This is a genomic window from Paraoerskovia marina (genome assembly GCF_900105445.1).
Taxonomy (GTDB): domain Bacteria; phylum Actinomycetota; class Actinomycetes; order Actinomycetales; family Cellulomonadaceae; genus Paraoerskovia; species Paraoerskovia marina.
This window is the reverse complement of sequence record NZ_LT629776.1, coordinates 2,050,968-2,063,398: the sequence shown is the minus strand read 5'-3', so window position 1 is coordinate 2,063,398 and position 12,431 is coordinate 2,050,968. Positions and strand designations below refer to the sequence as shown.

9 protein-coding genes and 1 pseudogene are annotated in these 12,431 nt (G+C 67.5%); 9 read left to right on the top strand and 1 reads right to left on the bottom strand.

What is annotated here, in order from left to right; all coding sequences use genetic code 11:
• Window positions 1-52 precede the first annotated feature (52 nt).
• Complete coding sequence (glgA, locus tag BLU20_RS09255; RefSeq protein ID WP_083373004.1) at window positions 53-1,273, top strand: glycogen synthase; 1,221 nt, start codon at window positions 53-55, stop codon at window positions 1,271-1,273.
• Here the strand turns inward: glgA and BLU20_RS09250 are convergent.
• Window positions 1,260-2,051 carry a hypothetical protein gene (locus BLU20_RS09250; RefSeq protein ID WP_083373003.1) on the bottom strand — a complete coding sequence of 264 codons (792 nt, stop codon included), beginning with the start codon at window positions 2,049-2,051 and terminating at the stop codon, window positions 1,260-1,262. The two genes, glgA and BLU20_RS09250, sit on opposite strands and share 14 nt — an antisense overlap.
• Window positions 2,052-2,078: 27 nt before the next feature.
• Here BLU20_RS09250 and BLU20_RS09245 point away from each other — a divergent pair, with 27 nt between their 5' ends.
• The 8 genes and pseudogenes from BLU20_RS09245 to BLU20_RS14195 form a co-directional block, all read left to right on the top strand.
• Window positions 2,079-2,864 (top strand): ABC transporter ATP-binding protein, encoded by a 786-nt coding sequence (locus tag BLU20_RS09245; protein ID WP_083372346.1) that lies wholly within the window; start codon window positions 2,079-2,081, stop codon window positions 2,862-2,864.
• 94 nt (window positions 2,865-2,958) lie between these two features.
• A complete protein-coding gene (locus BLU20_RS09240; protein WP_083372345.1) occupies window positions 2,959-3,423 on the top strand; it encodes an NfeD family protein in 465 nt (154 codons plus the stop codon).
• Between the two features lie 88 nt (window positions 3,424-3,511).
• On the top strand, window positions 3,512-4,765 hold the full coding sequence (locus BLU20_RS09235) for an SPFH domain-containing protein (protein WP_083372344.1): 1,254 nt from the start codon (window positions 3,512-3,514) through the stop codon (window positions 4,763-4,765).
• A gap of 108 nt (window positions 4,766-4,873) precedes the next feature.
• On the top strand, window positions 4,874-6,613 hold the full coding sequence (locus BLU20_RS09230) for an ABC transporter ATP-binding protein (protein WP_083372343.1): 1,740 nt from the start codon (window positions 4,874-4,876) through the stop codon (window positions 6,611-6,613).
• Entirely contained in the window at window positions 6,610-8,730 is a 2,121-nt protein-coding gene (locus tag BLU20_RS09225; protein ID WP_083372342.1) for an ABC transporter ATP-binding protein, read from the top strand. The genes BLU20_RS09230 and BLU20_RS09225 overlap by 4 nt, the downstream gene beginning before the upstream one ends.
• A 5-nt stretch (window positions 8,731-8,735) precedes the next feature.
• On the top strand, window positions 8,736-9,668 hold the full coding sequence (locus tag BLU20_RS09220) for a TrmH family RNA methyltransferase (RefSeq protein WP_083373002.1): 933 nt from the start codon (window positions 8,736-8,738) through the stop codon (window positions 9,666-9,668).
• Between the two features lie 293 nt (window positions 9,669-9,961).
• Window positions 9,962-11,929, top strand: a complete 1,968-nt coding sequence (locus tag BLU20_RS09210; RefSeq protein ID WP_083372340.1) for a hypothetical protein — start codon at window positions 9,962-9,964, stop codon at window positions 11,927-11,929.
• Between the two features lie 173 nt (window positions 11,930-12,102).
• A pseudogene (locus tag BLU20_RS14195) lies at window positions 12,103-12,338 on the top strand (IS481 family transposase); the annotation flags it as partial.
• Window positions 12,339-12,431: the final 93 nt, after the last annotated feature.

The window sequence follows — 12,431 nt, the reverse complement described above, 5'->3', positions numbered from 1 at the left end:
CCTTATGCCGGACCACCCCGCGTCCGCACGCCTGACCGGATACCGTGTGGACGTGAGAGTCGACCTGCTGACGCGTGAGTACCCGCCCTTCGTCTACGGGGGTGCGGGCGTCCACGTCGCCGAGCTCTCCGCCGTCCTTCGTGAGCACGTCGACGTCCGCGTCCGTTGCTTCGACGGACCGCGCGACGCCGACGGGGTCGACGGCTATCGCGTCCCCTCCGAGCTCGAGGGCGCGGACGCCACGCTCGGCGTGCTCGGGGTCGACCTGCAGATGGCGTCGGCGACGGCGGGTGCCGACCTCGTCCACTCGCACACCTGGTACGCCAACATGGCCGGGCATCTGGCGTCGCTGCTGCACGGGGTCCCGCACGTGATCTCGGCGCACTCGCTCGAACCGTTGCGTCCCTGGAAGGCCGAGCAGCTCGGTGGCGGGTACCGCGTCTCGTCGTGGGTGGAGCGTACCGCCTACGAGGCCGCGGACGCCGTCATCGCGGTCTCGGGCGGCATGCGCGCCGACATCCTGCGCGCGTACCCGTCGATCGACCCTGACCGGGTGCACGTCGTGCACAACGGGATCGACCTCGACGGGTGGCAGCGTCCCGTCGAGGGCGACGACCGGGAACGGGCCGACGCGGTGGCGAGGTCACACGGGATCGACCCGGACCGACCTGCGGTCGTCTTCGTCGGCCGGATCACCCGCCAGAAGGGGCTGCCGTACCTCCTCGCGGCGGCTCGCCGACTGCCGCCCGAGGTCCAGCTGGTCCTGTGCGCCGGGGCTCCGGACACGCAGGAGATCGCCGCGGAGGTCTCCGACGCCGTCGCGGTGCTCGCTCAGGAGCGCACCGGTGTGGTGTGGATCGAGGAGATGCTGCCGCGCCCCGACCTCGTGGCGGTGCTCGCCGCGTGCACGGTCTTCGTCTGCCCGTCGGTCTACGAGCCGCTGGGCATCGTGAACCTGGAGGCGATGGCGGTCGGTCTGCCGGTGGTCGGCACCGCCACGGGCGGCATCCCCGAGGTGGTGGACGACGGGGTCACCGGCAGGCTCGTGCCGATCGACCAGGTGCAGGACGGGACGGGGACACCGATCGACCCGGAGCGGTTCGTCTCGGACCTCGCCGCCGCGCTGTCGGACGCGGTCGCGGATCCTGCCCGCGCGCGCGATCAAGGACGTGCGGCGCGACGTCGTGTGGAGGACCACTTCTCGTGGGAGTCCGTCGGGCGCCGGACCCTCGACGTCTACGCGCAGGTGCTCGGGACCGCTATCTCACGGTGAGGGTCGCTGCCGCGAGGGCGCGTCGAGCGGCGCGGTCGACCTCGCCCAGCGCCGCACTGCGCTGGTCCGCCTGCCAGAGCGACGCGGCACCGCCGTCGTCGTCGGTGGCGAGCTCGACGATCCGACGCAGTCGCGTGGCGAGCGAGGTGACCCGGGCCGTCGTCGCCTCGACGCGCGGTGGCAGCGGCCATCCCAGGTTCTCGCCGCGCAGGGCCGCCAGCTCGTCCCCGACGTCCTCCCGCCAGCGTGCGACGTCGAGATCCGCCAGGGCGCGGGTCGCGGTGATCAGGGCCGTCCGTAGCGCGCGGTCGGCCTCGGAGACGTCGCCGACGACGCCGTAGAAGCGACGCTCCCAGCTCGAGACAGGCACGCGGTCCCACGTCACGAGGTGCCCGGGCTCCCAGGCCGAACCGAACCGCACGACCGACGGCACGAGCGCGAACGCGCCGGCCGTCGACTCGACGAGGAGGCACTCGCCGGCCTCCGTCGCGGCGGCGCTCGCCTCGGCCGGCACCCCGGCGGGGTCGCCCGGTGCGGGCAGTGCCGCGACCGTCGACGTCCCCGGGGACGACACGATCGTGAGAAGGGTCCGGAGCTCGGCGTCGTCGTCCTCGCCCCGGCGCGGGGCGCCGTCGAACGAGCTGCCGAGCCGGTGCGGCTCGTCGTCGCCGCGCACGGCGCGGATCGCGTCGGGAAGCAGCGCGACCCCGTCCGCGAGGTCGCGCGCCCACAACGCCAGGACGACACTGCGTGGCGGGATGACGGACTGTGATTCCACACCGACCAACCTATAGGGTCAGTCGCTATGAGCTCGGTCCTTTCCTTCCAGGGTGTCAGCGTGCGTCGCGGTGCCTCAACGATCCTCGACGACGTCTCGTGGGAGGTGGAGGACGGCGACCGCTGGGTGATCCTCGGGCCCAACGGGGCCGGCAAGACGACGGCTCTGCAGCTCGCGAGCACTCGGATGCACCCGACCGCTGGAACGGTGGAGATCCTCGGTGAGCGTCTTGGTGGGACCGACGTCTTCGAGCTGCGACCGCGTGTCGGTCTGGCGAGCGCGTCGCTGGCCGAGCGGATCGCCCCGGGGGAGGTCGTCCGCGACGTGGTGCTGACCGCTGCCTACGGCATGACCGGACGCTGGCGCGAGGAGTACGAGGGGACGGACACCGAGCAGGCGGACGCCCTGCTTGCCGCCTTCGACGTCGCACGCCTGGCGGACCGCCGCTACGGCACACTGTCCGAGGGCGAGCGCAAGCGTGTCCAGATCGCCCGCGCGCTGATGCCGGACCCGGAGCTCCTTCTGCTCGACGAGCCGGCTGCCGGTCTCGACCTCGGCGGCCGCGAGGAGCTCGTCGGTGCACTGGCCGAGCTCGCGCAGGACGACGCGTCCCCGGTCCTCGTCCTCGTCACGCACCACCCCGAGGAGATCCCTCCCGGGTTCACCCACGCGCTGCTCCTGCGCGAGGGCGGCGTCCACGCGGCAGGCCCGCTGGAGGAGGTCATGACCGCCGAGAACCTGACGGCGACGTTCGGCACGCCCCTCGAGGTCTCGCACGACGGTGACCGGTGGAGCGCGCGTTCCGCGCGCTGACCCTGTGGAAACCCCTCCTGCCCGTCGGCCGAGGCAGTAGGGTTGGAGCAGATGCAGTGTCCGACGACGGGTGCTGGCGGGGAGGGAGGGTTCGATGGCCTGGTTGTGGTGGTTGGGCGGAGCAGCGGTGCTCGCGCTCCTGGAGATCGTCTCGCTCGACCTCGTCCTGATCATGTTCGCCGGCGGGGCGCTCGCCGCCGCGGGGATGGCAGCTCTCGGCGCGCCCGTCTGGGTGCAGATCCTGGCCTTTCTCGTGACCTCCGGCCTGCTGCTCTTCGCACTCAGGCCCTGGCTCTTGCGGAGCCTCCGCTCGCGCATGACCCTCACGGAGACCAACGCCGCCGCCCAGGTCGGGCGCATGGCCGTCGTCCTGGAGGACGTCACCGAGCTGCACGGCCGCATCAAGCTGGCCGGTGAGGTCTGGAGCGCCCGCACCGAGGACGAGGCGCCGTCGCTCCCCGTGGGCACGGAGGTGCGCGTGCTGCGCATCGACGGCGCGACCGCCGTCGTCGGGACGTCGAGCTCCGCGCCGCACGGGCGGGCACCCTCAGCAATGTGACCCGCGGAGCACGAGCGCACGAACTTCCGTGGGAGCGTCTCGCGGGTCCGGCCGCTGACGGCCGGTGAATGATCGACGAGGAGAGTTCATGAGCGACCCGAGTGTCGGGACCTTCATCTTGTACATCGTGCTGGCAGTCATCGTCGTCTTCGTCGTGGTTGCCCTGTTCAAGGCGGTGCGGATCGTCCCGCAGGCGACGTCGATCATCGTCGAGCGCCTGGGCCGGTACTCGCGGACGATGGACGCCGGGCTGCACCTGCTCGTCCCGTTCATCGACAAGCTGCGCGCGCAGGTGGACCTCCGCGAGCAGGTGGTCTCCTTCCCGCCGCAGCCCGTGATCACCTCGGACAACCTCGTCGTCAGCATCGACACGGTGATCTACTTCCAGGTCACCGACCCGAAGTCGGCCGTCTACGAGATCGCGAACTACATCACCGCGATCGAGCAGCTCACGGTCACCACGCTGCGTAACGTCATCGGTTCGATGGACCTCGAGCAGACACTGACGAGCCGCGACCAGATCAACGGCCAGCTGCGCGGGGTGCTCGACGAGGCGACCGGTCGGTGGGGCATCCGCGTCAACCGCGTCGAGCTCAAGTCGATCGACCCGCCGCAGTCGGTCCAGGGCGCGATGGAGCAGCAGATGCGCGCGGAGCGCGACCGCCGTGCCACGATCCTCACGGCCGAGGGCGTCAAGCAGTCGAAGATCCTCACGGCCGAGGGTGAGAAGCAGTCCCAGATCCTCCGTGCCGAGGGTGCCGCCCAGTCCAAGATCCTCGAGGCCGAGGGCGAGGCCCGCGCCATCCTGCAGGTCTTCGACGCGATCCACGAGGGCGACCCGGATCCGAAGCTGCTCGCATACCAGTACCTGCAGACGCTCCCCGAGATCGCGAACGGCACGTCGTCGAAGCTCTGGCTCATGCCGACGGAGTTCACGGCGGCGCTCAACTCGATCACCCAAGGACTCACCGGGTCCGCGGGCTCCGGCCCGTCGGGCGAGGACGCGGCCGCCACGGGCGACTCGGCGCGGCGGGACCGCGACCGGCTGACGTTCGGCTCCTCGCTCACGGACCCGGCCGAGGCGCTGGCCGAGGCCCGGCGTCAGGCTCAGGCCGCGACCGCCGACGCCACGAGCGCCGGCACCTACGCGGGACGACCGTTCGAACCCGGCGTCGAGACGGGCCAGCGCCCCGGCGGTCCGGCACGTCCGGCGCAGAACGCGGGCTCTGGCGCCCAGCCACGGCCGCTCGACGCGGACGTGCCGAGCACGCCGGAGCCGGCGGCGGAGCCGGCCGACGAGCCCGGGAACGACGGGACGGACACGCCGCCGACCAAGGGCTGACGCCGCTGATCGACGCCGCCACGCTGTCCGCGAAATCCCGGAGGGCGTGGCGTCGTCACGCGTAGAGTCTTGTAGCCGCATGTTGCGGATCGTGAGACCGGAGGCCCCATGCTGATCCAGCTCCTCAAGGAGTACCTGCGCCCGTACAGGTGGGCGGTGATCGCCGTTCTCGTCCTGCAACTGCTCCAGACCCTCGCCACGCTGTACCTGCCGAGCCTGAACGCGGACATCATCGACGAGGGCGTCTCCAAGGGCGACACCGACTACATCCTGAGCACGGGTGGCGTGATGCTGGCGTTCAGCATCGGACAGGTGATCTGCGCGGTGCTGGCCGTCTTCTTCGGTGCCCGAGCGGCGATGTCGTTGGGCCGGGACGTGCGGCGCGGGTTCTTCGAGAAGGTGCAGTCGTTCTCGGCCCAGGAGGTCAACAGGTTCGGGGCCCCGTCGCTCATCACCCGGTCGACCAACGACGTGCAGCAGGTGCAGATGGTCGTCCTCATGTCGTTCACGATCATGGTGATGGCCCCGATCATGCTGGTGGGCGGCATCATCATGGCGCTGCAGGAGGATGCCAGGCTGTCGCTCCTGCTGGTCGTGATCGTGCCGATCCTGGCGGTCGTCGTCGGGCTCGTCGTCTCGCGGATGATCCCGTACTTCCGCCGGATGCAGAAGCGCATCGACCGCATCAACCAGGTGATGCGCGAGCAGATCACCGGGATCCGCGTGATCCGTGCGTTCGTGCGCGAGCGGCACGAGCAGGAGCGGTTCGCCGTCGCCAACGAGGCGCTGTTCGACACGTCCCTGGGTGCCGGCAAGCTGATGGCACTGATGTTCCCGCTGGTGATGCTCGTCATGAACCTCTCGAGCGTCTCGGTGATGTGGTTCGGGGGGCGTCAGATCGACGCGGGCGAGCTCGAGATCGGCGAGCTCACCGCGTTCCTCAGCTACATCATGTACATCCTCATGGCCGTCATGATGTCGACGATGATGTTCGTGATGCTGCCGCGGGCGGCAGTGGCGGCGGAGCGGATCGGCGAGGTCTTGAGGACCGAACCGTCCGTCGTCGAACCGGACGACCCCACTCCGTTGCCGGAACGACCGACCGGCCGGGTCGAGCTGCGCGGCGCGGCCTTCGGGTACCCCGGTGCCGAGGAGCCCGTGCTCCACGACCTCACGTTCAGTGCGGAACCGGGACAGACGACCGCGATCATCGGGTCGACGGGGTCGGGGAAGACAACGCTGCTCAACCTGATCCCTCGACTCTTCGACACGACGTCGGGCGCTGTGCTCGTCGACGGGATCGACGTCCGGGACCTGACCGCCGAGGACCTCGGTTCGATCATCGGCCTCGTGCCGCAGAAGGCCTTCCTGTTCTCCGGGACCGTCGCCGACAACCTGCGCTACGGGCGACCCGACGCGACCGAGGAGCAGATGTGGGACGCGCTCGAGGTCGCCCAGGCGAAGTCCTTCGTGCAGGACCTCGACGGGCAGCTCGACGCGGCCGTGGCACAGGGTGGGTCGAACTTCTCCGGAGGCCAGCGCCAACGCCTGGCCATCGCCCGGGCGGTGATCCGGGAGCCTCGGATCTATCTCTTCGACGACTCGTTCTCCGCGCTCGACTATGCGACGGACGCTGCGCTGCGCGCGGCCCTCGAACCTCGCACGCGTGAGGCTGCGGTCCTCGTCGTGGCCCAGCGGGTCTCGACGATCCGCGGCGCCGAGAAGATCGTCGTGCTCGACGGAGGGAGGGTCGTCGGCGAGGGAACCCACGAGGACCTCCTGGAGACCAACGAGACCTACCAGGAGATCGTGTACTCGCAGCTCTCCATCGAGGAGGCGAGCGCATGAGCGCCGACGACCGCACGACACCACCCGCCGACGCGACCCGCCCGTCCGGTGCCGCGGCGCCGGCCCGCCCGCCGCGCCAGGGCGGGGGCCCCGGGCCTCACGGCGGCATGGGCGTGCCGGGTGAGAAGGCCTCGGACTTCACGGGGTCCTTCCGCCAGTTCGTCCGACGCCTGCGCCCGGAACGCCCGCTGATCCTCACGATCTTTGCCCTGGCCGTCGTCTCGGTGGCGGGGGCCGTCGCTGGCCCCAAGCTCCTCGGGAACGCGACGAACGTGATCTTCGAGGGCATCATCGGCTCCCAGCTGCCCGCGGGTGCGACCCAGGAGCAGGCCGTCCAGGGGCTCGAGCAGGCCGGCGAGGACGAGCTGGCCGCGATGGTCGGGGCGATGGACGTCGTCCCCGGTCAGGGGATCGACTTCTCGGCGCTCGCGACGATCCTCCTCGCGGTCGTCGTGGTCTACCTCGGGGCGTTCGTCTTCGGATGGCTCCAGGGCCGTCTGACCGCGATCGTCGTCCAGCGCACCGCCCGCACACTGCGGGCCGACGCGGAGACGAAGATCAACCGGCTGCCGCTGTCGTACTTCGACCGCAACCAGCGCGGAGAGATCCTCTCGCGGGTCACCAACGACATCGACAACGTGTCCCAGACGATGCAGCAGACGCTGTCCCAGCTGGTCACCGCCGTGCTCACCGTCGTCGGCGTGCTCGCCATGATGTTCTACATCTCGCCGCTCCTCGCGGTCATCGCCCTCGTGACCATTCCACTGTCCGTGCTCGTGACCGCCGTGATCGCCAAGCGGTCGAAGCCGCAGTTCATCGAGCAGTGGGCGGCGACAGGACGGCTCAACGCCCACGTCGAGGAGATGTACACCGGCCACACGCTCGTCAAGGTCTACGGGCACCAGCAGTCGGCGCTCGACGACTTCGACCGGGAGAACGCGGCCCTCTACGACGCCAGCTTCAGAGCACAGGCAATCTCCGGCACGATCCAGCCGGCGATGGGCTTCATCGCCAACCTCAACTACGTCATCGTGGCGGTCGTGGGCGGTCTGAGGGTCGCCTCCGGCGCGATCTCCCTGGGTGAGGTGCAGGCGTTCATCCAGTACTCGCGGCAGTTCACCCAGCCGATCACGCAGATCGCGTCGATGATGAACCTGCTGCAGTCGGGGGTGGCGTCGGCCGAGCGGGTCTTCGGACTCCTGGATGCCGAGGAGCAGAGTCCAGACCCTGCCGGGGGAGTCTCCGTCCAGCCGGTGCGCGGGCGTGTCGAGTTCGACGACGTCTCGTTCTCCTACCGGGACGACGTTCCGCTGATCGAGCACCTCGACCTCGTCGTCGAGCCGGGACAGACCGTCGCGATCGTGGGGCCGACCGGCGCCGGGAAGACCACGCTCGTGAACCTCATCATGCGGTTCTACGAGGTGGACGGTGGCCGGATCTTGCTCGACGGGGTCGACACCCGCCAGATGACGCGCGACGAGCTGCGCGGGGACATCGGGATGGTGCTGCAGGACACGTGGTTGTTCGGCGGGACGATCGAGGAGAACCTGCGTTACGGCGTGCGTGACGGCGTCGACGTCGACGAGGAGGCGTTCCTCGAGTCGACCCGAGCCACCCACGTGGACTCGTTCGTGCGCACGCTTCCCGACGGCTACGACACGCGTCTGGACGACGACGGCGGGGCCGTCAGCGCCGGGGAGAAGCAGCTGCTCACGATCGCCCGCGCGTTCCTGGCCGACCCGTCGATCCTGATCCTGGACGAGGCCACGAGCTCGGTGGACACCCGCACGGAGGTGCTCGTCCAGCAGGCGATGAACGCCCTGCGGTCCGGCCGCACGGCCTTCGTGATCGCTCACCGGCTCTCCACGATCCGGGACGCCGACGTCATTCTCGTGATGGAGCAGGGCTCGATCGTCGAGCAGGGCTCCCACGACGAGCTGCTGGCCGCCGAGGGGGCGTACGCACGTCTCTACGCGAGCCAGTTCGCCGCGCCGGTGAGCGACGGCGAGGGCGGTGAGGTCGAGGTGCCCGAGGCCGACCTCGCCTCCGCACCCGCATCCGCCGCCGCGGTCGACGGCACCGCACCGCACGGAGACGACACGAGGGAGCGCGAGTGACCGAGATGCCCGGCGTCGTCCACCTGGAAACGGCTGACGACAGGATCGGTGACTACACGAACCTGACCGACGTCCGGCTCCGGTCCCGGCACGAGCCGGAGAAGGGCCTGTACATCGCGGAGAGCGCGACGGTGATCCGACGGGCGATCGCCGCGGGCCACCGCCCACGGTCGTTCCTCATGGCGGAGAAGTGGCTGCCCGACCTCGCCCCGACGATCGCGGAGCTCCCCCCGCGCGAGGACGGCACGCCGGTCCCGGTGTACGTCGCGCCGTCGGAGCTGCTCGAGGAGATCACCGGGTTCAACCTCCACCGCGGCGCGCTCGCGGCGATGCACCGCCCGCCGCTGGCGTCCGTGCGAGAGCTGCTGGCCTCTGCCCGAGGTGGTCGGGGGGCCAGGCGCGTCGCCGTGCTCGAGGACATCGTCGACCACACGAACGTGTGTGGCCCCAAACTACCTCATCCGGAACCCTCGTCTGACGTGGGGCAACGCAGCCGCATCGCGGTGCTCGAGGGCTTGGTTGACCATACCAACGTCGGTGCCTGTTTTAGGTCAGCAGCAGCTATGGGTGTCGATGCCGTCCTGGTCACTCCGACCTGCGCTGATCCGCTCTACCGTCGCTCGATCCGAGTGTCCATGGGCACGGTCTTCCAGGTGCCGTGGACGCGAATCCCAACGTGGCCCTCCGGCGTCCAGGAGTTGAAAGACGCCGGCTATGTAGTCGCTGGCATGACCCTGGGGGAGGGCGCGATCACGCTCGACGAACTCGTGGCTGAGGATCATTCGAAGCTCGCACTGGTACTCGGCAGTGAAGGTCATGGCCTCGGGCCCGAGACGGATGTCCTGCTGGATCGGCGGGTCACGATCCCGATGATGCACGGCGTGGACTCACTGAACGTTGCGGCCGCTTCAGCGGTGGCCTTCTACGCGACGCGGTAGACATCGGAAGGATAAAGCGTAGTGGCTGTGGTCACCGGGTGTGATGCACCCTCGCGGGGGACGATTCCCACCAAAGCCTCAAGCGAACCACGGACGTGCTCCAAGACCCGGACAGCGTCGAGCACGTCAAGTTAGTAGTCGACGCCTTCGTGGACCTACCCAGGTCGATCAAATCGTCGATGTCTGAGGGGATTAGACGCATAATCGAAGAAAGTTGATGCCTGGTCCTCTCAATGTCGGACCCGTGCGTCAGGATGGTGGGCATTTCAGGAGATGAAGGTGGAGGCGAGAACGTGAGCAGCGAGGACGACATTGTGCGGCGAGTGCGGTTCTTCGATGTCCATGACCTTGCTGCGGGCATGTATGTCCAGCGCGTCGCTGAGCTGGTTGAGCGGTTTGACCCAGCGGATGCCCCATCGGAGACTATGGACCTCCTCGAACTTCACAACGTTCAGCAGTACCTTGAGAACGGATTCTTCCCTCGCGACTACACCGAATCGGAGCGTACAAGCGCAACATCCCGGATTGCCGCGATCCGCAGCGCCGTAGCCAGGTTCTTCACCTCGGTTGACAGCACCAACTGTGCATCGCTTATCGGTGGCGTTGGCCACGAGTACCACGCCGACCTCCTCGAGCTACTCGGACGCTACAAGGCATTTGAGCGCTGCGACCCTCCCACGATGTTGCAAGCACTCGGTCAGGCGGGAGTCCGCCTAAGCGAACTGCTCGCCTGTAAGAAGCTCGTGGCGGTGTACGACGCCGAGGTTCGCGACCAGCTCCTCGCCTCGCCGACGAATGCCGAGCATCTGATCCGTAAGCACCTGCAGAAGGATGTTCGTGATGAGGTGAACCTCCCGCGCAGCCTGACCCAGGCGGATGCACGCGACCTCCTCGAGCAGTACGTCGACAGCCCGGATGCCAATCCCAACTATGTCGGCTTGATCGAGTCCGCGCCTGTCAGAGAGGATACGGGCGTCGACGCCAAGTTGAAGTTGCGAGCGAAGCGTCGTAACGCCGAGATGATTGAGAAGCTATTCGAAAACAACCCCGGGATCAGGATGGGTACCGAGGTGAGGCTTTCTGACACGCAGGATGAGCCAGCCCGATTTGAGCTGGATGAGTCCGACGGCGTGAGCGCACGATTCACCTACAGCAGTCGTTGGCTGGATGGGTCTAACGATAATCCCAGCATACTCAACAACTTTCAGCACCTCTTCAAGCTCGCCGATGAGCAAGTACTCTTGTCCCTTCCATCATACCCGGCGAAACTGGGCGTTTTCGAGCGTTTCATGGGGACGGCGGGCAAAACCCATTATCAGGTGGGGGCAGAATTTAGTGCAGTTGACATGAGTAGCCTCCTTCAGACGCGGCTGTACCAGCACTACTTGCAGGAAAAGGGCAGAGATCTCGAGGATGTCATTTCGTGGTTCTTCCAAGAATACCTCGTGGAGGAGTTCGACGCCAGAAACTTCTCGTTTCGGCCGTCGAGCCGCGGGGCCTCCTACCTGGAGCGCGTCCGCCACATCTTTGCCGAGATGGAGAGCGTCTTGACGCAGTTCAGCCTCTGGGTCGACAACGGTGAGCTCGACTCCGACCTCCTCGCGATAACCTCAGATCCGGTTCGCTACAAGGCGGTCCCGAGCTTGGTGCCCGGAAAGTACGTCTACTCGACCCAGAGCCCGGAAATCGCCGGCATCCTGAATGTGCTCTTTTCTGACCAGTCGTCGCTCACCTACATTAGCGACGAACTCAGAGGTGACAACGCTGTTGAACTACTACTGAAGAACCAAGTCACCTACGATGATTTTCACGAGTACCAGAGATCGACGATCGACCAGTTGGTTGCGCTCGGCATCCTCGAGGACACAGGTGCCCGGGTGCAGATCGCTAACGCAGAACAGTTCCTCATCCTCAGATCCCTGTTTATGACTGAAGCCTGCAGCTACTACCACCTGTCCGACCACGAACGCGCCGAGGTCGACGCCATGGTGGCGCGCGGTTGGGTCGAGCGTCGCACCTCCCTGCTCACCGAAGCCGAGGGTCAGTACTTCAACTACTTCCTCAACAAGGTGGACTTCAGCAACGGACCGGAGTTGCGTAACAAATACCTCCACGGCTCACAGGCGAACGGGGAGGGAGAGGATACGCACTTCCATTCCTACGTGATCGCACTCAGGCTAATGATCGCTCTCGTCATCAAACTAAACGATGACTTCTGTCTATCGGCACAGGAGCAGCCGAACTCCGCGAACCTGAAATAGACGCGTGGAATATACGTCGCCCGTCGGTCCTCGCCCGCTCCTCAAAGGCCGACTCAAGTCGATTCTCGGCCCGGGAAATAGTGTCGTTGATGAGGAGCGACTTCTGCTACTTGAAATCTGACTGCTTGGCAGGCCAGCCGAGATTCGAAACGCTGCCGTTGAAGATGCCGGTCATCAGCGCTAGATCCCCGGGCTACATGCTTCACCTGGACGTGAAGATGGCCGGACAGATCCCCGAAGATGGAGGCTGGCGACTCCATGGCCGTGGCAGCGCGCGGGCGCGCAAGCAGCGCTTATCTACACCTATCTGCACTCCGCGTTCGATGGCTACTCCCGCCCGGCCTTCACCAAGGCCCTCGAGAACGAGACCGCGGAAACCACCTACTCCTTCCTCTCTCGGGCGCGAGCGCTCCTCTGACGGCGCTCATCGATGCCCAGGCGCGTCACTGGCACATCGGTCGACGGTTGACAGGAGCACGGCGGCAGCCGCCAACGCGGCCTG